At 41.1% G+C, this 21,084-nt stretch carries 19 protein-coding genes and 1 pseudogene; 7 read left to right on the forward strand and 13 right to left on the reverse strand.

Going from position 1 to position 21,084, the window contains the following annotated elements; genetic code table 11:
* Nucleotide 1: 1 nt before the first annotated feature.
* Nucleotides 2-1,498 (reverse strand): DUF1800 domain-containing protein, encoded by a 1,497-nt coding sequence (locus AB1A65_RS05875; RefSeq protein WP_366586652.1) that lies wholly within the window; start codon nt 1,496-1,498, stop codon nt 2-4.
* A gap of 169 nt (nt 1,499-1,667) precedes the next feature.
* Between AB1A65_RS05875 and AB1A65_RS05880 the strand changes: the two genes are divergently transcribed.
* From AB1A65_RS05880 to AB1A65_RS05890, 3 genes are all read left to right on the forward strand, one after another.
* Complete coding sequence (locus AB1A65_RS05880; protein ID WP_366586654.1) at nt 1,668-2,027, forward strand: YraN family protein; 360 nt, start codon at nt 1,668-1,670, stop codon at nt 2,025-2,027.
* Between the two features lie 57 nt (nt 2,028-2,084).
* Entirely contained in the window at nt 2,085-2,744 is a 660-nt protein-coding gene (locus AB1A65_RS05885; protein ID WP_366586656.1) for an aspartate kinase, read from the forward strand.
* A 73-nt stretch (nt 2,745-2,817) separates the two neighbouring features.
* Nucleotides 2,818-4,800, forward strand: coding sequence for a DUF3352 domain-containing protein (locus tag AB1A65_RS05890; protein ID WP_366586658.1), 1,983 nt, complete (start codon nt 2,818-2,820; stop codon nt 4,798-4,800).
* Between the two features lie 2 nt (nt 4,801-4,802).
* Here the strand turns inward: AB1A65_RS05890 and AB1A65_RS05895 are convergent, their stop codons facing one another.
* Nucleotides 4,803-5,300: a VOC family protein gene (locus AB1A65_RS05895; protein ID WP_366586661.1), complete on the reverse strand. Its 498-nt coding sequence runs from the start codon at nt 5,298-5,300 to the stop codon at nt 4,803-4,805.
* 84 nt (nt 5,301-5,384) lie between these two features.
* Between AB1A65_RS05895 and AB1A65_RS05900 the strand changes: the two genes are divergently transcribed.
* Nucleotides 5,385-6,542: a serine hydrolase gene (locus AB1A65_RS05900; RefSeq protein WP_366586664.1), complete on the forward strand. Its 1,158-nt coding sequence runs from the start codon at nt 5,385-5,387 to the stop codon at nt 6,540-6,542.
* Between the two features lie 202 nt (nt 6,543-6,744).
* Here AB1A65_RS05900 and AB1A65_RS05905 read toward each other — a convergent pair whose 3' ends face one another.
* From AB1A65_RS05905 to AB1A65_RS05950, 10 genes and pseudogenes are all read right to left on the reverse strand, one after another.
* Nucleotides 6,745-7,137, reverse strand: coding sequence for a VOC family protein (locus AB1A65_RS05905; protein WP_366586666.1), 393 nt, complete (start codon nt 7,135-7,137; stop codon nt 6,745-6,747).
* A gap of 35 nt (nt 7,138-7,172) precedes the next feature.
* Nucleotides 7,173-7,598, reverse strand: a complete 426-nt coding sequence (locus AB1A65_RS05910; protein WP_366586668.1) for a VOC family protein — start codon at nt 7,596-7,598, stop codon at nt 7,173-7,175.
* A gap of 6 nt (nt 7,599-7,604) precedes the next feature.
* Nucleotides 7,605-7,961, reverse strand: coding sequence for a nuclear transport factor 2 family protein (locus AB1A65_RS05915; RefSeq protein ID WP_366586671.1), 357 nt, complete (start codon nt 7,959-7,961; stop codon nt 7,605-7,607).
* A 147-nt stretch (nt 7,962-8,108) separates the two neighbouring features.
* Nucleotides 8,109-8,732 (reverse strand): annotated as a pseudogene (locus AB1A65_RS05920) (FISUMP domain-containing protein).
* A 103-nt stretch (nt 8,733-8,835) separates the two neighbouring features.
* Nucleotides 8,836-9,546 carry a diphthine--ammonia ligase gene (locus tag AB1A65_RS05925; RefSeq protein WP_366586673.1) on the reverse strand — a complete coding sequence of 237 codons (711 nt, stop codon included), beginning with the start codon at nt 9,544-9,546 and terminating at the stop codon, nt 8,836-8,838.
* Between the two features lie 14 nt (nt 9,547-9,560).
* On the reverse strand, nt 9,561-13,004 hold the full coding sequence (mfd, locus tag AB1A65_RS05930; RefSeq protein WP_366586675.1) for a transcription-repair coupling factor: 3,444 nt from the start codon (nt 13,002-13,004) through the stop codon (nt 9,561-9,563).
* Between the two features lie 43 nt (nt 13,005-13,047).
* Entirely contained in the window at nt 13,048-13,461 is a 414-nt protein-coding gene (locus AB1A65_RS05935; protein WP_366586678.1) for a hypothetical protein, read from the reverse strand.
* A 1-nt stretch (nt 13,462) separates the two neighbouring features.
* Nucleotides 13,463-14,326 carry a hypothetical protein gene (locus AB1A65_RS05940; RefSeq protein ID WP_366586680.1) on the reverse strand — a complete coding sequence of 288 codons (864 nt, stop codon included), beginning with the start codon at nt 14,324-14,326 and terminating at the stop codon, nt 13,463-13,465.
* Nucleotides 14,327-14,379: 53 nt separating this feature from the next.
* Nucleotides 14,380-15,012, reverse strand: coding sequence for a ligase-associated DNA damage response endonuclease PdeM (gene pdeM, locus AB1A65_RS05945; protein ID WP_366586683.1), 633 nt, complete (start codon nt 15,010-15,012; stop codon nt 14,380-14,382).
* A gap of 131 nt (nt 15,013-15,143) precedes the next feature.
* Nucleotides 15,144-17,612, reverse strand: a complete 2,469-nt coding sequence (locus AB1A65_RS05950; protein ID WP_366586685.1) for a ligase-associated DNA damage response DEXH box helicase — start codon at nt 17,610-17,612, stop codon at nt 15,144-15,146.
* A 105-nt stretch (nt 17,613-17,717) separates the two neighbouring features.
* Between AB1A65_RS05950 and AB1A65_RS05955 the strand changes: the two genes are divergently transcribed.
* A complete protein-coding gene (locus AB1A65_RS05955) occupies nt 17,718-18,143 on the forward strand; it encodes a TerB family tellurite resistance protein (RefSeq protein WP_366586688.1) in 426 nt (141 codons plus the stop codon).
* A 2-nt stretch (nt 18,144-18,145) separates the two neighbouring features.
* Here the strand turns inward: AB1A65_RS05955 and fbp are convergent, their stop codons facing one another.
* Nucleotides 18,146-19,159, reverse strand: coding sequence for a class 1 fructose-bisphosphatase (gene fbp, locus AB1A65_RS05960; RefSeq protein WP_366586691.1), 1,014 nt, complete (start codon nt 19,157-19,159; stop codon nt 18,146-18,148).
* A gap of 110 nt (nt 19,160-19,269) precedes the next feature.
* Here fbp and AB1A65_RS05965 point away from each other — a divergent pair, with 110 nt between their 5' ends.
* Both AB1A65_RS05965 and AB1A65_RS05970 read left to right on the forward strand, forming a co-directional pair.
* Entirely contained in the window at nt 19,270-19,752 is a 483-nt protein-coding gene (locus AB1A65_RS05965) for a GNAT family N-acetyltransferase (RefSeq protein WP_366586693.1), read from the forward strand.
* A gap of 22 nt (nt 19,753-19,774) precedes the next feature.
* Nucleotides 19,775-21,025 (forward strand): aspartate kinase, encoded by a 1,251-nt coding sequence (locus AB1A65_RS05970; RefSeq protein ID WP_366586695.1) that lies wholly within the window; start codon nt 19,775-19,777, stop codon nt 21,023-21,025.
* The last annotated feature ends 59 nt before the right edge of the window (nt 21,026-21,084 follow it).

The raw sequence follows: 21,084 nt of genomic DNA on the forward strand, positions 1-21,084 counted from the left end.
GTTATTTTAGTTGAAATTCGGGTTCTCTGGACAAATGACGTAGTAACAAGAAAACTTGTGATGGTCCTGTTTCCCATCCAAGGAGGGTCCAAGAAGGAGTGGTGCCCCCTTCGTAATAGTTTACATCAACGTCGCTTCTAAAGGCAATATAAGCTCGGTCATAGTCTGCATCGGTCAACAATCCTTTTGGGGTAAAAAAGTCGATAATTGGCTTTGCTACCTCATCTGGGTTGTTGCTTGTCTGTCCAGCGGTACCGGATAACGATAATCCTAGATCACGGAATTGTTCTGCATTGTTTTGATAGAACCGTTCAAGATACATTTCAGCGGTTAACCATCGTCCAATAATAAAATTGGTATTGATCCATTGACGGTCGCGTTGCCAACCGGCAACATCGTAAGGATCAAATAACTCTTGGCCAATTAAGGCTGCTGAATCTATCATGTTGTACACCGTGGTATCATCATAGGCAAAGCCAGTCTCCTTGACCATATGTAAGTAAAGGTCAAACGGGCTTTTTATGATAACCCCAATGGCAGTTTCGTCAAAAAAGTGTTGACTTTTCAGCAATTGTCGCAGAACGGGAGCAATCTCAAAATTGTTGGCTATGAAAGTTTGCGCCATTCCAGCGATGATATCTTGGGCGTTGCCACCTTCTTCACCAGATGAATCGGGATGAACATAATATTCATACAATTTCATGCAAATGAAACCGGCAATCTCGTTGGCTCTTTCATTAAAAAGGATGTCGATGACATCGTCATAGTTCCAATTTCCGGTTTGCCCTAAAATGGTCTTGTTTTCCGTATTAAAGTCTTCCGGGTTAAAGGTTACTTGTGTGCAGCCTTCTTCGCCTCGCTCAGTATATCCTGATATAGCTTTGGAGGTTTCAATGATATCTTCTTCCGTATACCCATTGCCCTCTCCCAAGGTGAAGAGTTCATAAAGCTCCCGTGCATAGTTTTCGTTGGGATTGTTTCCGCGGTTGCGAACACCATCCAAATAATAGAGCATGGCACTGGTTAAGCCAATCTCATGAACGAAAGTTTTAAAATTTCCAAGGGCGTTGCGTTGAAGACAGTTGATGTAGTAGTACAAAAATTGGTTGCAGTCATACACATCCAACTCAGTCACAAAGTGATTGCTCCAAAAGAAGCTCAACCGATCTCTGACACTATTGTCCAATAGGGAATTTCCATAAGCTGTAGTAAATTCCTCCAACTGGGCACGTCTTAATTGTCTCGCCAAATCGTCATCGGCAGGATAATTGGAGTTGTTCCAATCTGCCCAGGCCGGTGCTGGTAGAACTGGAGCTGCAAGTGCTTGGTCTATAAGGTTGTCAACTAGGGTATCTGCGGTTTGACCAACGGCAGCGTTAATCGTTTGTACCGAGGCACTGAAACCAAGCCTCCGGTATAAGTGGGCGGCACGTAACTCATCCAATGGAGTGGTATACGGCGCCAACGTTGAGGAATTACAATTAATGAAGTATTCCATAGCAATGTCTGGCGTTAATTAGGTACATAGTTTTGGGGCAACTATATGTTTAGCTAACGTTGGGCGTGGTTCAATTCAGCCAACAAATTACAATCTAAACGCTTTAATCACTGTGAACTACCAAATTTTTCGATGAACTGCACGTTTTTTTCAATATTTTTCCAAACCGATGGGAAAGCATAATGAATTTGGCAAGCGAGGTGAACAGCTTGCCGTTGACTACTTGTTTGGGAAAGGGTATAAAATCCTTGCTCGAAATTATCGCTTTGGGAAAGCTGAAATAGACATTATTGCTAGGCAGGGGGAGACTTTGGCCATAGTTGAGGTAAAGTCAAGAAACACGGGGTTCTTGGAAGATATTTCCACTACAATCAACGCAAAGAAACAAGGGCTTTTGGTTCAAGCCGCCGATCAGTATGTCCAGGAGAATAATTTGTATGTTGAGGTCCGCTTTGACGTAATCACCGTCATTAAAAAAGAGGTGAATTTTGAAATTGACCATCTGGAGGATGCTTTTTATTTTTTCTAACCATTTGTTTGTTTTGTAACAATATGTTATTTTTGCGTCAGACCAAACCAAGAAATAATGAAAACAATTTCCGCAGTAGTTGAGCATTACATTAAAAAGAAGCCTTTTCTGCAAACTGCTCTTGCGCAAGGAATTATTAACCTTACTTCCTTGTCCCGACAAATAAAACCCGAAATTGCCGATGCCCTGGGTAAAGATGTAAAAGATGGTGCCATAGTGATGGCATTGAAACGTCTGTCAGACGATTTAGAGTTCAGAGCCACCCATAGGATTGTAAAAGTGCTCAAGAATATTGGTGAGATTACGGTGCGATCTAACCTGACGGATTATACCTTTTTGGCTTCAGATACCATTCTGCAACAGCAGGCCCGTTTGTTGGAAGAGGTGAATGACAATCAAGATGTTTTTTATACTTCTTCACGAGGCGTGAACGAAATCAATATTGTAATCAGCAATATTATGGATGGTGTAGTGGAAAAGTATTTTAAACACGAACGCTGTACCCAGAAAGCGGATGGATTGTCTTCCATTACGGTTAAGCTTCCGGCAGAAAATGTCTCTGTCCCTGGAATTTACTACTTTATCTTCCAACGCTTGGCCTGGGAGGGGATTATACTCTACGAGGTAATTTCCACCACCAATGAGTTTACCATCTTGGTCAATGAGGAACAAGTGGATGTGGCTTTCAAGACCATTAAAGATTTAAAACTGTTGTAGGATTGCTTTCTTTCACAGTGTGTTAGACTAAAATGGACGCAATACCGTTTTAGAACAAGACACTTTTGGAAGAATGACCAAAAAAAGAATCTTTTTCGGACTGTTGGCCCTTTTGGTGCTCTATTTGTGCTATCTGGCCTATGTTTTCCTCCTTTCGCCAAAGACTAATCTACAATCCATTTACCTTATTCCGAAGGATGCCGTTTTTGTGGTGGAATCGGAACACCCGGTGGAAAGCTGGAAAAAAATCAGTGAAAGCGAAGGGTGGCAACATCTACGGAAGAACGATTATTTCGCAGAGCTGACGGAGAACGTTCAAAAGGTAGATACGGTCTTTCAGAACAACCATAATCTTTTTGAATTTTTTGATGGGCGGGCATTGTTCATCTCCATCCATATGATTTCGCCAAAGGAGTATGGAATTTTCTATGTGCTGGATTTAAAACGTATCGCCAAACTTCAACTGCTAAAAAGTTATTTCAACACCCTGCTCAACGAGGATTACGAATTGAGCAAACGTATCTACCACGATCACGAAATTTTAGAAGTGCACGATCGCAAGAGCAAGGAGACCATGCACATAGCCTTTATCAAAAACCAGTTGATAGCATCGTATACCCATACCTTGGTCGAGGCTTCTATTGATCAATACCAAGAACCAGTCATTGGGCGTAACCTTAATTTTATTGAAATCAACCAAAAAGTGGGGCACGAGGACCTGTTCCGCATGTACTTGCAGTACAATTATTTGGATGACTATATAGAACGGTTTACCAATCAGCCTTCAGATTGGGTGAAACGGGCCAGTGAAAACTTCCTTTTCTCTGGTTTTTATTTTGATTTGGACGAGAACAGTACGTTGGTGGCCAACGGATTTACCAACATCAGTGCTGTCAATGAAAATTACTTGGAGGCCCTTCAAAAATCGGGTACTGCGGAGCGAACCATTCCCCAAGTAGCGCCAAAACGTACCGCACTCTACATCAGTTATGGGTTTGATAGCTTTTCTGAGTTCTACAAGAATTTTGAAATGGTACAGCAAAATGACCCCAAAAAGTTTGAAAGTTACCAAGCTGGTATTGAAAAGGTAGAGAAGTTCCTTAAAATCGATGTCAAAGAGAATTTTGTCAGTTGGATTGGGGATGAGGTGGCCCTTTTGCAGATTCAGTCCCATATTTCCAAAGGAAAAAACGATATGGCGCTAGTCTTAAAAGCGAATGATTCTGAAAAAGCCAAAGAAAATCTGGATTTTGTACTGGAACAAATCCGAAAAAAGACGCCTGTTAAGTTTAAGGCAGTGAACTATAAGGAGCATGAAATTAATTTTCTTTCCATAAAAGGCTTTTTCAAGATTTTGCTGGGAAATCGGTTTGAACAATTTGACAAACCCTATTTTACACAGATTAATGACTATGTCATCTTTAGTGATAACCCCAACACCTTAAAAAGTATTATTGATAATGTGGTGACGGGAGAAACCTTGTCTACCTCAGAGGAATTCCGAAAGTTCAATGACCAATTTGAGTCTGAGTCTGCAGTATTTGTGTACAGCAATATTCCTGTACTGTACAATAATATGTATGCTTTGGCCGATAGGGACACCAAACAAAAAATGCGCAAGAATAAGGATTTTATCATTTGCTTTCCCCAAGTTGGATTTCAACTGACCCCAGAGGACAACCTATTTGAAAGTCGCTTGGTGCTAAATTATCAGGATGTTGAAGAGGTAAAGAAGAACACACAGTTTGAGGATAAGGTTCAAATCGCTAATTCCAATACCCAAAACCCCAATTCAACTGAAATCACAGATGCGGTTTTCGACCTGAAACCAATCTATCCCACTGATTTAAACGCGAAATCCTTCAGCAGAAATTATGCGAGTGGTTCAACGCGATTTGAGGTGGACCTCAAAGATGGGTTAAAGCACGGACGCTATACCGAATACTACTCGGATGGCACTGAAAAAATAACAGGACGTTTCCGAAATGATAAACAGGTGGGTACTTGGCGTTATTACAACTCAGAAGGTAAAATGATTCTGAAAAAACGATTCTGAACTTATTTCAATTCACGTAAAAGATCATTCAAATCCAAGGATTTGGTGTACATATCCAAAGAGCCATCCTCTTTTTGTGGCCAATCTTTTTGGGGTCGGTCCCAATAGAGTTCCACACCATTTTCATCGGGGTCATTCAGGTATAGTGCTTCGGAAACCCCATGGTCGGCTGCACCGGTCAAGGAATATTCTGCCTCCATCAATCGGTTTAGGATAGTGGCCAAATCTTTTCGGGTAGGATACAAAATGGCTGTATGGAATAGTCCAGCAGCCCGTTTTGGGGCAGGGGGTGCTCCTTTACTATGCCAGGTGTTCAATCCAATATGATGATGGTATCCACCCGCTGAAATAAAAGCGGCTTGGTCGCCGTAGCTTTGGGTAATCTCAAAACCCAAAAGCCCACAATAAAAATCCAAGGATCTTTGTAGGTCAGATACTTTTAGGTGCACATGGCCAATTCTGGTTTGGACCGGAACGGAATATTGAGGCAATTTTTCCATAATTCAATAGCTGAAATGCAAAGGTAGCTATTGGGACGATTTCAATAACAATTATTACCTTCAGGCGATATAAAACATATCCCCATGAAGCAATTTTTACAACTCTCCTTTCTTCTTTTGCTCGTTTTTGGTTCGAATTCTGCGGTAGCCCAGGAATTCTATTTTCCAACGCGCTACGAGATTTGGAAAACCGCCGAGAAAAGTCAATTTAAATACAATGAGAAACAACTCGATACTGCTATTGAGTTTGCCCAAAACAATGAGTATTCAGGTTCCCGGGATTTACGTCAGGCCATTTTGGAGGGATTCAAAAGAGAACCGTTTCATGAAATTTTGGGACCTACAAAAAAACGGGGAGGTCCTGCCGGAATGATTATTAAAGATGGATATCTTCTGGCCTCTTGGGGCGATACACAGCGAGTGGATATGACCTTTAGCGTCACCAAAAGCTTTTTATCTACCACGGCAGGACTAGCTCAAGACCAAGGATTAATCAAAAATGTAAAGGATAAAGTTGGGGATTATGTTTGGGATGGTACGTTTGATGGTGCCCATAATTCCAAGATTACGTGGGAGCACTTGCTGCAACAAAACTCAGATTGGTCTGGAGAACTGTGGGGCGGTAAGGATTGGGCCGATCGTCCGCCCAGTGAAGGCGGTTTGGATGATTGGAAATTCCGCAAGCTCAACGAACCTGGTACTGTAATGGAGTACAACGATGTTCGCGTAAATGTACTGGCCTATGCTTTGACGCATCTCTGGCGAAAGCCATTGCCCTTGGTGTTGAAGGAGGAGTTGATGGATAAGATTGAGGCGACCCTCACATGGCGTTGGTATGGTTATGATCATGCTTGGACTGTAATTGATGGATTGAAAATGAAATCCGTAACTGGAGGAGGACATTCTGGAGCAGGACTGTTTATTTCTACCGAAGATATGGCCCGTTTTGGTCTCTTGTTTTTGAACAATGGAAAATGGAAAGACCAACAACTGGTCAGTGAAGATTGGATCAAAAAAGCTACGCAGCCTTCAGTGCCCAATGTAAATTACGGTTATATGTGGTGGTTGAACCAAAAAGGCCCCCGCCATTGGGAAGATGTGCCCGAACATGTATTTTACGCAGCCGGATTTGGCGGCAATTTTATTGTGGTGGACCAAAAAAGCGGATTGCTTATTGTGACGCGATGGTTGGAACCTTCACAAATTGGGGATTTTGTAAAGCAGGTGTATCAGGCTTTTTAATGAATTGTCAATCCAATTTTCCTAGATTTCTCGGCGCTTTGCTCTGTCGAAATGACTTTTAGGAAGGATTGTCATTTCGAGCACCCACCTTCCGGACGGGCAGGAATGTTAGAAATCTATTTTGAAACAACGGAGATTTCTCAATCGTCTTTGCACTCCTCATTTCGAAATGACATCAAAGGCTTGCGATTCTGAAACCTTTCTATGCCATGGAATGCAGTCCAAACATATTCCCTTCGGTATCGGTTCCAAGGGCAATGAAACCATATTCCCCTATAGAAAATTTGGATTTGAATACTTTTCCACCGGCTTTTTCAATTCTGGCTTCCTCAATACTACAATCCTCACTTCCAAAATAAACCAAGGTACTATTGCCTCCTGCGGCAAAACCTTCCATTTTGCAGAGTGCGCCGCCAGCGCCAAAATTGTTCATCTCGTTCGGAAAGAATTTCATGGCCAATCCTCCTTCATCGGAAGGCATCGGAAGGTCATCAAATTTGATGTCCAAAACAGTTTCATAGAATTTTTGTGCACGGGCCATATCGTTCACATAAATTTCAAACCACACAACGGGATTGGGTTTTTGGTTTTCCATATTTCAGTTTTTTGTATTATTAAATGGTATAAACTTTACTTTGGTAATTTGGACATATCCATATGCAGCATTCCCCAACGATGTCCATCTAGGTCGATAAAACCCATAACATACATCCAACCTTCCAATTCCGAGGGTTCTGCGTATACAGTTCCACCAGCATTCTTGACCATTTCGGAAAACTCGTCTACATACTCACGGGTAGGGGAGTCAAGGTTCAAGTATGCTTCGGTACCTTTGGAAGTATCAGCGATGGGGTTTCCGGTAAAATGGGCAAAACGTTCTTCAGGAAAGAGCATCAACACCGTTTTATTTTCATCAAGATAGAAACCGGCATATTCATCGTTCTTTGGTTGATTCTCGGTTTCTTGAAAACCGAGGCTATTAAAGAACTCTTTTGATTTTCTCACATCTTTTACGGGAAGATTTATCCAAAACGTCTTTACTTTATTGGTTTTCATACTGTGCTATTTGATTTTGGTAAAATAGGATTTCATTTCTTTGATCCTGGGATTTTTAAATCCGCTTAAGGTATACACATCACAAAAAGCATAGGCAGCAGGGTTTCCATTTTGGTCTTGGGCATGGATAACACCATTCACCGCGGCAGTGTTTCCGTGGGTAATGATTTTATCGAGTTCTAGGCCACATTCGGATTGTACCATGGATTCAATTTCTTTTTTGAATTCTTCCATGCCATTTATGGTTTTATCCCCAAACATGGTCCATTGGATATCCTTGGTCACACTTTCAGCAATAAATTGGGTATCCCCTTTGGCGAAAGCCTCATTAAATTTCCTTAAAAATTTTCCTTTTTCTGTCATGAGTATCAATAATTTATAGCTACCCAAATATATGGGGAACAAAACGGTGTACTCATGTGTGAAAACGACAATCCTACGGGTCAATTACGACATGGAAGCGAACTCTCAAAAATTGAAAAGCTTGTGAAGAAGGTGCACCAGGGTTATTTAATCCTCAACGCATCGGCAGCTCATTTTTCTTCCAACATTCTCCCAATCAACGGTCAATGAAGTTCCAGGGGTAAATTCAATAAATTTAGTGGTTGCGAATTGGGAACCGCCGGGAGAGGTGGTCCAATAAAACCCTGTGTTGTTCAAAAACTCATACCCCATTTGGGTGGACCAAAATCTACCAGCGGCCAATAAGTTAAATTCCACATCCTTATTTTGAAAACTGGCACCTACTTCCAACAAATTCATGGCTACGGTGTTGCCACCCAAATAATCAAAAAGTTCTTGCCACTCTTCTTCCGAAGGAAGATGCTACCCATCTGGGCACGCAGTTGCTGCATCATCACTTCGATACAGTCTGCCGTATAACAAACAATTGGACGCACTGTCATCGTAACATGCACTTTGTGCATTGTCCAAAGTATAATTTAGGTTTTCAGCAAACCATACTTGACTACCAATTTTTACGGTTTTGTAGGTGGTTCCATCCCTATCATCTGTAAAAGAAGAAACGGTAAAATCCGCAACTTCTTGGCTACCGCCATCATCATCGTTGGAACAGGAAACACTTAAAAATACAAAGGCTAGAACTATTGGGAATTTTAGAAGTTGAGGTTTCATCAATGCGATTTTATAGTTTGGGTTTCTATCGTTTTATACAACTTTTTAAACCCATTTTTATTATATATTATGCTGAAAAAGAGCCACTAAGGCCTTATGTCAATTATAGGGTTTCCAATTCTATATCGCAGAAACCAAACTGAATGGATTTTGAAGAATTTGATGGGTCATCGTAGGCCTTAAAGACTTTTTCTCCGACTGAAAAAGGAATAGGGGTCTTAAATATGGGACCGTCAAAGCAAAAAGTGTGATATTCGCCATTTTCACCGCACGGGTCAACATTTGAAGGGAATTCGGCAATGAGTTCCCGTGACAGTTCCTGTCCTAAAAATGATGCATCCAATTTTGAATTGTTGACGCAAATGATCACGGCCCGAAACCTAAGTGCCAGAAACTCCTCTATCAACTCAGAGGTGTCCTTTTTCCACAATGGGAAAAGCGTGGTCAGTCCATAGGGTTGGAGCATATTTTCCCGATATTGCTTAAGGTCTTCCAAAAAAATGTCCCCAAAACCTGTATGGGTGTACCCGTAATCCCGTAATTGGGTGACCGTGCTCCGCATTAAATCATTGTATTGCTCCATACTGGGTTTTTCAGGAACTTCAAGAACCTCCAAGGGAATGCCTACAGATGCTGCCTGGGACTCCAAGACTTTTCTGGGCAGACCGTGCATGGAAACGCGATTGTAATGTGCATTTACTGTGGTCAATAATCGGTCAATGTCGTAGTTGCCTTGCTCCAGCAGATAGTGGAGTGCCATTGCGGAATCCTTGCCGGAACTCCAGTTAAAATAGGTTTTTGGTTTTTGTGACATAATAGGATTTTGGGCTATGATGCCACTACTTTTTGGGGGCTGAAGGGCTCCAGTGCCTTCAATGCCTTTTCAACACTCGTGATTCGGTCAAATACCAATAACAACCGTAGTCCATTTCGGGTCTGCTTTTCCTTGAGTTTGGCTTGTTGGGGATGATGTTGCACATATTGCAGCACTTGAGTAAATACAGTGCTTTGGTAGAAGTCAGATTGTTGGTCCGCAATAAAATACCCAATAAACTTGCCCTTTTTCAATATTACTTTCTCCAATCCAATATGAGTTGCAATCCACTTAATTCGGACAGAATTGAGTAAGTCCTTAGCCTCTTCGGGAAGTTCACCAAAACGGTCTACCAGTTCAGCCTCGTATTTTTGGAGTTCTTCCTCATCCTTCACTTGGTTGAGTTGGGTATACAGATTTAAGCGTTCGGTAATGTTGTTGATGTAGTCATCCGGGAAGAGCAGTTCAAAATCGGTATCCAATTGCAACTCTTTCACATAGGTTTTTTCCTTACCTGTTTCCACTTCATCGTACAACTCTTTGAATTCATTTTCCTTGAGTTCGTCAATGGCTTCGGCCAATATTTTTTGATAGGTCTCAAACCCAATCTCATTTATAAACCCACTCTGTTCACCCCCCAGTAGATCTCCGGCTCCACGGATTTCCAAATCCTTCATGGCGATATTGAATCCACTCCCTAAATCAGTGAATTGCTCCAACGCTTCGATACGTTTTCGGGCATCAGGCGTCATCACTTCGTAAGGTGGAGTGATGAAAAAACAGAAGGCCTTTTTATTGCTTCGACCTACACGGCCCCGCATCTGATGCAGGTCACTCAACCCAAAATTATTGGCATTGTTGATGAAAATGGTGTTGGCGTTGGTCACATCCAAGCCACTTTCTACAATGGTGGTGGAGACCAGCACATCAAACTCCCCGTTCATAAAGGCGAGCATAAGCTGTTCCAGTTTTTTTCCTTCCATTTGCCCATGGCCAATACCGATTTTTGCATCCGGTACTAAACGTTGGATCATTCCGGCCACTTCCTTGATATTCTCAATGCGATTATGGATAAAGAACACCTGTCCGCCCCGCTGGATTTCATACGAAACTGCATCCCGAATAATTTCCTCATTAAATCGAATCACCTGACTTTCGATAGGATATCGGTTGGGCGGAGGGGTGTTGATGACAGAAAGATCACGCGCTGCCATCAAACTAAATTGAAGCGTTCTTGGAATAGGCGTAGCGGTCAAGGTGAGTACATCCACATTTTCCTTGATGGAACGTAGTTTTTCTTTTACTGAAACACCAAATTTTTGTTCTTCATCCACAATCAGCAATCCTAAATCCTTGAACTTTACATTCTTATTCACCAGCTGATGGGTGCCGATGATAATATCGATTTTCCCCTCGGACAATCGCTCTAAAACATCTTTTTTCTCTTTTGCCGTTCTAAACCGGTTGAGGTAATCCACGGTAACGGGCATGTCTGAAAGCCGTTCTTTAAAAGTTCTGTTATGTTGAAAAGCAAGAATGGTAGTAGGGACCAAAATCGCCACCTGTTTGCCATTGTCAACCGCTTTAAAAGCCGCACGGATGGCCACTTCGGTCTTTCCGAAACCAACATCACCACAAATAAGGCGGTCCATGGGACGTTCACTTTCCATGTCTTTTTTAACGTCTTGCGTCGACTTTTCTTGATCTAAAGTATCCTCATAAATAAATGACGCTTCTAGTTCATGTTGCAGATAGCTATCAGGGGCATATTGGAATCCTTTTTCCAAGCGTCTTTTGGCATATACTTGGATAAGGTCGAACGCAATTTTCTTTACCCGACTCTTGGTTTTTTGCTTTAAGTTTTTCCAGGCGGCAGAACCCAGTTTATAGATTTTGGGTGGGGCACCATCCTTACCATTGTATTTAGAAATTTTGTGGAGCGAGTGAATGCTAACGTACAAGATATCGCGATCGCCATAAATCAGTTTGATGGCTTCTTGCTTTTTGCCCTCTACATCAATTTTTTGCAACCCACCGAACTTACCGATACCATGATCAATGTGGGTGACATAATCGCCAATTTCGAGCTTGTTGAGTTCCTTTAAGGTGATGGCTTGCTTTTTGGCGTAGCCATTTTTTAAATGGAATTTATGGTAGCGTTCAAAAATTTGATGATCAGTGTAACAAGCAAGTTTTAAATCAGCATCAATGAAACCTTGATAGAGCGGAAAAACCAAAGTTTGGTAATGCACCGTTTGGTCCACTTCATCAAAAATGTCATGAAAACGCTTGGCCTGTTGCTCGGTGGAACAGAAAATATAATTGGTGAAACCTGCTTCGCGATTTTCATTAAGGTTTTCAATGAGCAGGTCGAATTTTTTGTTGAAAGAGGGTTGGGGCTTGGTATTGAATTGGATTGCAATCACATCATGAGCTGTCTTCCCGAGCGCAGTCGAGGGAGTGGCTAGGGGAGAATTTTCTGTCTGCTTCTCGACTGCGCTCGAAGTGACAGAAGTTGCTCCAATCTCCACAAACAAAAAATCCTCCAACTGCTCTTTCAGCAAAGCAGAATCTACAAAAAGTTCCTTGGGCTCTGCGTGTTTTATTTCTTTACTGAGTTTTGCAAAACTTTCTTCCGCTTTTGTAAAAAACGAATCAATACGATCGTAAATCAAAGCCGGATTCTTGGCAAAAACTACAGTTTTGGGTGAAATGTATTTGAGAAAACTCTCTCGGGACTCCTGTAAAAACTTGTTTTCCACATTGGGAATGATGCTAATTTTCTTCACCTTTTCGCTGGAGAGTTGGGTTTCCACATCAAAGGTTCGGATGCTGTCCACTTCATCCCCAAAAAACTCAATACGATATGGTTCATCATGCGAAAAAGAGAATACGTCCACAATTCCACCACGAACCGAAAACTCTCCGGGTTCGGTCACAAAATCCACCCGCTTGAATTTATATTCAAAAAGAACTTCATTTAAAAAATCCAATGAAAGCGTATCCTCCAATTTTATTTTGAGGGTGTTTTTGTCGAGCTCCTTCCGAGTGACCACTTTTTCAAAAAGTGCATCGGGATAAGTGACAATAATTGCTGGTTTTTTTCGGGAGTTGATTCGATTCAAAACCTCGGCGCGAAGTAGAACGTTGGCATTGTCGGTTTCTTCAATCTGATAAGGTCTACGGTAACTTCCCGGATAGAAAAGCACATCATTTTCACCAATCAACTGCTCTAAATCGTTCAAGTAGTAGGCTGCTTCTTCTTTATCATTGAGAATCAATAAAAAAGGAGTGTCTGCGGTATCGAATACCTCAGAAATTACCAAGGAAAGGGACGAACCCACCAATCCTTTAAGATTGATTTTGGCATTATTATTTTGAGGTTTGGCAATAGCATTCCGCAGTTTCCCGAGTTGGGGAGACTGAGCAAAGCGTTGGGAAATTGGGGTTTTGGTCAATCCAAAAACTTTGCGGCAAAGATATAGTTAAATAAAATAAATATTAAGTGACTCTTTGAATATATAAAGCAATTTCTTCAATAAGACCAATACCAAATTTAAGATTGTCTTTCAATCGGTTTTTTTGTAAACCTCTTCTTATAAGTTTAATCTCTGATTTTAGAGAATCAAATGACGAGTTTTTGTATTTAACACGATATATTCGACCCGTAACCTTGCTATATACAAGCTCCCATAAATTTCCATCGGTCTTTGTGACCATATCATTATCTCCTTCCATAATAAAGTAATTTAGGCTAAAAGCTAGGGTAGAATCGTGACGTGTTACCTCTACCTCATTTGGAATATCTGAAGGAGATAGTTTTGAAGTGTCAAGGATGGTGTCTTTGACTTTTTGGGAGTCTCTATCAATAATTGATGGACTAATGTTTGTTACTTGACTTAATGCTAAATCCATACTAAGAGTTGATTAAAATAATCTGAATATAATTGGATAGGGCGGTCATTTCTTTTTTAATTTCTTTAAAATCCAAAGAAATGCTGTCATACATAATAATATGAGAAGGATAATTCATACTCCTTTTTTTAGTAAATAAAGGTATCGCTGCAATATATGGTGTCCTTCTTCCAAACATTCTAAAAGAATCAAAAGTTCTTAGATGAGATTTCTTCATATAAGTATCAACTTTTTTCTTATTAGTACGGGAAACTTCTTGTAAGTTACAAATATTTTGAAAATTCAATTCATAAATATTCGGTAAAACTTCGGACTCAATTTGGCCTGTGTGATACGCATATTCTGCGAAACTATTTACTTTCTTCTCATCTTTGTATAGTCTAAAGATTGTGGATTTGTAATTTTCATTGGGCATTCCACATCTTGAATGAATTACTAAATATTTGCCCCATGGGACAGGTGTTTTATCAGTTCTGTATTTGATTTTTTTGCAATTTCTATAGTAACCCAATCTTGATAAGGTATGCCATATGTAACCAAAAAATATTTGGAATCCCCATTTGGTCTGAAAAACAGTTAGCCTATGATTTTCTTTTTTTCTTTCTAAGTTATCTTCAAAGAATTTATCTAAAAAATCATTAAGGTTATTCTTTACTTTGTTTCCTTCCAAATAGCCTATTACCCAGTTATAAATTATAAATAAGAACAGAGCTATTGCTGAATACAATGATTTTGCTGAATAGAAGTGCTCCTTTAAAAAACAGGAAAGAGTTTTCTCCTCAAGATTTAGGCAATTCTCAAGATTAAGGTTCTGAAGAAAAAACAGAATTGCAGAAAGGATAACTGTTGGAAGAGTTTTTTTCATTTAAATCAAAATCCGATAAATATAACTTTAAGAAGATTTTTATCAAAAAAAAGTTAAATTTTAATTATCGAATCATCACTTAAGATATAAACCTCATCATCCTTTGAAGGGGTCATAGTATAGGTTCCTGTAAATTCACCGAAGGCGGGTAAGACCATTTGGTTTTTACTTTTAAAGAAGCAGGGAAGTCGAAGTTTTTGTCTTCCAAATCCGTGGAGTTTCACCGCAGGATGAATGTGTCCGCAAAAGGTGAACAGTCCTTCTCGCTCTTCTGGGTGATGTGTCAAGAGGAAATCATCGATAATGAGTTCAGGGAAAATTTCAACCTTGAGCTGTTTGTATTTTTCTGGAGCGATAATATCATGGTTACCCGAAACCAAAATAATCTCGGCTGGGGTTTTGGCCACCCAATTCTCAAACAGTTCCCACTCTTTGTTCAGGGAAGAATGGAACAAATCACCCAAAAAACAGATTTGAAAGGGTTGAAAATCGGCCACGATCATATCGAGCAGCACATAGTTTTTGTGGATGGCCTTTCTAGGAACGGCAGCACCAAATTTTCTAAAATGGGAGACTTTACCCAAGTGCACATCGCTAATGAGCAGCATGGAGCGTTCCTTCCAAAACAGACCACCCAAAGGGTGGAGTTGAAAATTTTGATTTTTGATATAGATGCTATGACTCACTGATAATACGTTGATGCAAATGTAATGGTATTGTCATTTCGAAATGAGGAGAGGAACGACGATTGAGAAATCCCATATCAGTTGAGATTTCTCACACTTGCTTCGCTCGGTTCGAAATGACCTGCTCCTGCTCATCTGTTTAGTTTTGCCGTCATCCGTTTAATGCGGTCCGCCAGCTTTTCGTTGGATAATTTCTCCCGAAGCCTATCGGTAATGATAGGAAACGAGAAAGGAGTAGGCTGTTGGCATTGCTTCCAAACGATTTCCTGTTGGGCAATTCGTTCCAGTGCCAGTCGCAAACGACCTTCTTCCAATTGATGCTCAAAAGTTTCGGTATAGGCTTGCTGATAGAGGAGGTTGTCGTCCTCAAAATCCTTGAAAACATCAAACAAAAGCTCTGAACTGCTTTGCAGGTGTTTCATTTTTACTCCTTTTTCAGGATACCCAGTGAAAACCATTCCACTTATAACGGCAATATCCCGGAATTTTCGTCTGGCCATTTCGTTGGAATTCAAACTTTTTTGAAGGTCGGAGAGCATGTACTCGGCTGTAAATAGATTGTTGTCCAAAATCGCCTGGATATCGATGGGTTTGTCTGATAGCAATTCAAAACCGTAGTCATTGAAGGCAAGGGAGCACGTAATCGGGGTCAACAAACTGATGCGATAGGACAACAAACTACTCATTCCTTCATGAATGGCCCTACCTTCAAACGGATAAAAAATATGGTGATGACCGTCGTTGGTTTCGAAAGTCTCAATTAGGAATTGATTGGGGAGAGGAACGATGCTTTCTTCACGTTGTTTGGCAAACATGGGCACTAAGGACTGGATTTCCTTGGATTGTTTTGAAGAAGGGAGTTCGGCTGTGTACAATTCTTCCCGGAGCAGTTCCGACATTTTCGCCGAAAAACTGAGTCGGCCGCCCATCCAACTAGGGACTTTATTCGTGCGTTTGGATGAATTCCGAACATGGGCAGACATGCCCTTTATCCGAATAAATTCCAAATTTCGTCCCGCAAACGTAAACACATCCCCAGGACTCAATTTAGAAATAAAATACTCCTCAATGGAGCCAATATACCCTCCTTTTTGGTAGCGAACATGAATGGTGGCATCGCCAACAATAGTGCCGATTTGAAACCGGTGTCGCATGGCTACCGCTCTACTGTTCACTTTGAATTTCCCATCATCTTCAACCTCTACTTTTTTATATTCATCATACGTTTTTAAGCTTTGACTGCCCATCACCAAAAAATTGAGAAGCCATTGCCATTGCTCGTCACTTATGGCCTGATAACAAAACGTCTGTTTAATTTCAGGATAAATTTCTTCAGGAAAGTACCCATCGGAAACTGCCAAGGTGGTCAGATACTGGATGAGCACATCAAAACTGTTTAAGTATGGAATACGGTCTTCCACGGCACTGTTCAACACCGCCTTTTGCATGGCTGAAGCTTCAATGAGTTCCATGGCGTGGGTGGGCAAAAAGTATATAACGCTTTCTTTTCCGGGGCGATGGCCACTGCGACCGGCCCGCTGTAAAAATCGGGCTACGCCTTTGGGCCCTCCAATCTGGACCACGGTTTCCACTGGCGCAAAATCTACACCCAAATCCAAGCTGGAGGTACAGACTACGGCTTTGAGACTTTCATTTCTAATGGCCTGCTCCACCCAAAGTCGGGTTTCTTTGTTAATGCTACCATGATGCATGGCGATTTCCCCGGCAAACTCGGGATACTTTTCCAAGATTTTTTGGAACCAAATTTCACATTGGCTTCGGGTATTGGTAAAAAGTAAGGTGGTCTTACTGTTTTTGATAATGGGAATCACTTCAACCAATAAATGCAGTCCCAAATGTCCCCGCCATGGGAAGGTTTCCATTTCTTTTGGGATGACACTTTTAACGGTGATAATTTTATTGAGATTGGCCTTCACCAAAACCGAATTCTGCAGTGCTGCGGAGGATGGCCCCAATAAAACTTCTCTAGCCTGTTCCAAGTTGCCAATGGTGGCGGAGATGCCCCAAATCCGAAGATTTTTGCAAACTGATTTTAATCGGGATAGCCCCAATTCCATCTGAACGCCTCGTTTGGTGCCCAACAGTTCATGCCATTCATCCACCACAATAGCGGAGCAATCCTTAAAAAGTTTCACATAATCTTTCGAGGAAAGCAATAATTGTAGGCTCTCAGGTGTAGTGATCAATAGGTCGGGCAAATTGGTACGCATTTTGGCCCGCTCTTTTGTTGAGGTGTCTCCAGTCCGAATGCCCACTGTCATTTGGGTCCCTAAATCATGGGTGATTCGCTCTGCAGATTGTTTAATTTCTTGGGATAGCGCCCGAAGCGGAGTGATCCAAATGGCCTTGAGTCCTTTCTTGTGTTTGGTTTTGTAGTCAGGATGATTTTTGATGTAGTTCAACACAATGGGAAACCAAAGCGCGTATGTTTTTCCACTGCCGGTGGGAGCATTTAAAAGTCCATGCTTTCCATTTAAAAAGGCACTCCAAGTTTCTTTTTGGAAAGGGAAGGGTTCCCAGTTCTGCTGATGGAACCAGTCTTCCGCGATTGTAAAAAGTTCAGGCTCTTTTAATGGCATTGTTAGGTGATGATACATCAAAATGAAAAGTACGAATTTCTTTTGGTGTTATTTTTACCTGCTTTTTTACGATAAGATTTATATTTGTGCCACAAAATTTGATATATGCCGATTCTAGACCTATACGAGCACGGAGACCACCGAAAAAACTTGGCCCACTTTGCCACTTTGGCCAGTTTAGCTGCTATTGATGGAGAAATAAACCCGAAAGAGAAAGCTATTTTGGACAAGTTTGCCTTTAAACTGAATATTTCTGAAGCAGAGTATAAAGAGGTCATGAAAAAGGAGAACAAATACCCTATTGAAACTCCTCACAGTGGTGAACAACGTTACAAAAGACTTTTCGAGTTTTTCCAAATCATTTTTTCAGACCACGAAATTGATGATGAAGAACGTTTTATGGTGGAGAAATATGCAATTGGTCTGGGGTTTCCCACCAAAACAGCTTCACAAATCATTGATAAGTCCATTGCCATATTTACTGGGAAAATCGATTTTGAGGATTACCACGAAATTGTAACCAGAAAGTAAGATCAAGAACTGGCATTGGCCATAAACTCTTCTGCTTTTTCCACCATTTTTTTGCTTCCGCAGAAAAAGGGAACCCTTTCATGAAGCTCGGTGGGCTGTATGTCCATAATACGTTGAAAGCCATCACTAGCTTTTCCGTTGGCCTGTTCTGCTAGGAAAGCCATGGGATTGCATTCATACAACAAGCGGAGTTTGCCATTTTGTGCAACGCTGCTCTTTGGGTACATATAAATACCACCTTTTATCATATTTCTATGAAAATCGGATACGAGGGAGCCAATATATCTGGAGGTGTAAGGTCTATCCCCTTCCTCTTTTTGGCAATATTTAATGTAGTCTTTGACTCCTTGCGGAAAATGGATGTAATTCCCCTCATTTACCGAGTAAATTTTGCCAGTTTCGGGAAACTGCATGTTTGGGTGGGAAAGATAAAACGTTCCAAGAGCTGGGTTTAGGGTAAAACCATTTACGCCATGTCCGGTTGTATAGACATACATGGTTGAAGTTCCATAAATAATATATCCTGCTGCGATTTGATTTTTACCGGGTTGTAGAAAATCTTCCAAGGTAACCGGGGTGCCCACTGGCGTTACTCTTCTATATATGGAGAAAATGGTACCAACGGAAACGTTTACATCAATATTGGAGGAGCCATCCAAGGGATCAATAAGTACTACGTACTTGTTTTTATGTTGTTTGTCAAAACTATTTATACTGATGAAATCGTCCTCCTCTTCTGAGGCAATCCCACAAACAATTTCACGGTTTTTTAGGGTCTGAATAAACTTCTCATTGGCCAATACATCCAATTTTTGTTGGTCCTCGCCTTGAATATTGGTATCTCCTGCGGCTCCGATAATGTCAACAAGGCCAGCTTTGTTTACTTCATGGTTCACAACTTTGGCGGCCAAACGAATGCCGTTGAGCAGTCTAGAAAGTTCCCCGGAAGTATATTGAAATGATTCTTGGTTGGCGATAATGAACTCGCCCATGGTGAGTCGCTGTTTGTCAGACATGAAATACTGTTTTATTTACGGACAAATATCGGGCATTTTGTGAATCTAAAACGTTTTCGTAAGGCTAAAGTTTTAGAAATTTATAACTTTGAGTTTTATTTGTAACAATCATGGAATATGTAATCAGAAATGCCGAGAAGGAAGATATGGCCCAAGTCTTGGCATTGGTGCAAGAACTGGCCGATTTTGAGAAAGAATCCGATGCTGTTATAATTTCCAAGGAAGACTTGGAAAATGATGGTTTTGGCGAGCACAAACTGTTCCATTGTTTTGTTGCTGAAGTGGAGAGGGAAATTGTGGGGATTGCCTTGGTGTATCCCAGATACTCCACTTGGAAAGGGCCAGCAATTCATTTAGAAGATCTTATCGTTTCTGAGCGTATGCGTGGAAGCGGTTTGGGAACCGCACTGCTTGATGAGGTGATAAAATATGGCCACGATCTTGGTGTCAGGAGAATACAATGGGAAGTTTTGGATTGGAATGAGCCAGCCATTGAGTTCTATGAGAAAAAGGGAGCCAAAGTGTTAAGGGATTGGGATGTGGTTCAAATGGACGAGCTGGGCATAAAAAATTACATAAATAGTTTAAACTAATTTTTAGAAGAAGATATACTGAATGAGAGTTTTTAAGTTTGGTGGTGCATCAGTAAAGGATGCCGATGCGGTTAGAAATGTTGTACGGGTTTTACAGGAAGTGGGCTATGAGGATACTTTGGTGGTCATATCGGCCATGGGCAAGACCACTAATGCCATGGAAAAAGTGGTGGAGTCGTATTTTAAGGATAAAAACTCCATCACTGGGGCACTGCAGGAGGTCATTGATTACCATGCAGGAATTCTTTCCAACTTGTTTGAAAATCCCAAGCATCCCATCTACGATAGGGTTAAACTGCTCTTTGAAGAAGTCAAAGGATTTTTAACGTGGAACAAATCTCCCAAATACGCTTTCGTTTATGACCAAGTGGTGGGCTATGGGGAATTGTTATCCACAACCATTATCAGTTCCTACTTGAACGAGATTGGATTGTCCAACACCTGGTTGGATGTCCGTACTTTGATCAAAACCGATACCAATTACCGCGATGCCCAAATCAATTGGGAACGTACCCAAGCTGGAGTAACTGCCCATGTAGATATGTCCAAATTAAACATTACCCAAGGATTTCTGGGAAGTGATGACAACAATTTCACCACTACGTTAGGTAGGGAAGGCTCTGATTATTCCGCGGCAATTCTGGCGTATTGCCTCAATGCTGAATCGGTAACCATTTGGAAGGATGTCCCAGGTGTTTTAAATGCAGACCCCAGAAACTTTAAGGAAACCCTATTGTTGGAACAGATTTCATATCGTGAGGCAATAGAACTGGCATTTTACGGAGCGTCGGTAATCCACCCGAAAACCCTTCAACCCCTACAACGAAAGGAAATTCCCTTGCATGTAAAATCGTTTCTAAATCCCAAGGATATGGGCACAACAGTGGGCAAAGGAGTAGGGATTGTTCCGAAGACCCCTTGCTTTATTGTAAAGAAAAACCAGGTTTTACTGAAACTTTCTTCATTGGATTTTTCTTTCATTGTTGAGGACAACATCAGTGAAATTTTTAAACTATTCCATGACCATCGCCTAAAAGTGGATTTGATCCAGAACTCCGCCATTAGCTTTTCGGTGTGTTTGGACAATAAGTTCAATGGACTTCAACCCATGTTGGATGTACTGAAACGAAAATTCAAGGTAGTATGTCATGAAGATGTGTCGCTCTACACTATTCGCCATTTCGATGATACTGCTGTTAAATCCCTTCAAAATGGGAAGTCCGTGCTTGTGGAACAACGTGGCAAGGAAACCGTACAGCTTGTTGTAAAGTAGGGTTTGGTGCCCTTCTTATTAGGGAAGGTGCCAATTACCGTATTTTTCTATCTTTACGT

It is taken from the genome of Allomuricauda sp. ANG21 (genome assembly GCF_040705235.1).
GTDB classification, from domain to species: domain Bacteria; phylum Bacteroidota; class Bacteroidia; order Flavobacteriales; family Flavobacteriaceae; genus Flagellimonas; species Flagellimonas marina.

Coding starts and splice junctions, on each gene's coding strand:
- AB1A65_RS05910 (WP_366586668.1), bottom strand. CDS start 7,598: ATGAAAACCAATAAAGTAAAGACGTTTTGGATAAATCTTCCCGTAAAA.
- AB1A65_RS05880 (WP_366586654.1), top strand. CDS start 1,668: ATGGGAAAGCATAATGAATTTGGCAAGCGAGGTGAACAGCTTGCCGTT.
- AB1A65_RS05890 (WP_366586658.1), top strand. CDS start 2,818: ATGACCAAAAAAAGAATCTTTTTCGGACTGTTGGCCCTTTTGGTGCTC.
- fbp (WP_366586691.1), bottom strand. CDS start 19,159: ATGTCTGACAAACAGCGACTCACCATGGGCGAGTTCATTATCGCCAAC.
- AB1A65_RS05900 (WP_366586664.1), top strand. CDS start 5,385: ATGAAGCAATTTTTACAACTCTCCTTTCTTCTTTTGCTCGTTTTTGGT.
- AB1A65_RS05950 (WP_366586685.1), bottom strand. CDS start 17,612: ATGCCATTAAAAGAGCCTGAACTTTTTACAATCGCGGAAGACTGGTTC.
- AB1A65_RS05915 (WP_366586671.1), bottom strand. CDS start 7,961: ATGACAGAAAAAGGAAAATTTTTAAGGAAATTTAATGAGGCTTTCGCC.
- AB1A65_RS05905 (WP_366586666.1), bottom strand. CDS start 7,137: ATGGAAAACCAAAAACCCAATCCCGTTGTGTGGTTTGAAATTTATGTG.
- AB1A65_RS05895 (WP_366586661.1), bottom strand. CDS start 5,300: ATGGAAAAATTGCCTCAATATTCCGTTCCGGTCCAAACCAGAATTGGC.
- AB1A65_RS05965 (WP_366586693.1), top strand. CDS start 19,270: ATGGAATATGTAATCAGAAATGCCGAGAAGGAAGATATGGCCCAAGTC.
- AB1A65_RS05935 (WP_366586678.1), bottom strand. CDS start 13,461: ATGGATTTAGCATTAAGTCAAGTAACAAACATTAGTCCATCAATTATT.
- AB1A65_RS05885 (WP_366586656.1), top strand. CDS start 2,085: ATGAAAACAATTTCCGCAGTAGTTGAGCATTACATTAAAAAGAAGCCT.
- AB1A65_RS05955 (WP_366586688.1), top strand. CDS start 17,718: ATGCCGATTCTAGACCTATACGAGCACGGAGACCACCGAAAAAACTTG.
- AB1A65_RS05925 (WP_366586673.1), bottom strand. CDS start 9,546: ATGTCACAAAAACCAAAAACCTATTTTAACTGGAGTTCCGGCAAGGAT.
- AB1A65_RS05940 (WP_366586680.1), bottom strand. CDS start 14,326: ATGAAAAAAACTCTTCCAACAGTTATCCTTTCTGCAATTCTGTTTTTT.
- AB1A65_RS05875 (WP_366586652.1), bottom strand. CDS start 1,498: ATGGAATACTTCATTAATTGTAATTCCTCAACGTTGGCGCCGTATACC.
- AB1A65_RS05970 (WP_366586695.1), top strand. CDS start 19,775: ATGAGAGTTTTTAAGTTTGGTGGTGCATCAGTAAAGGATGCCGATGCG.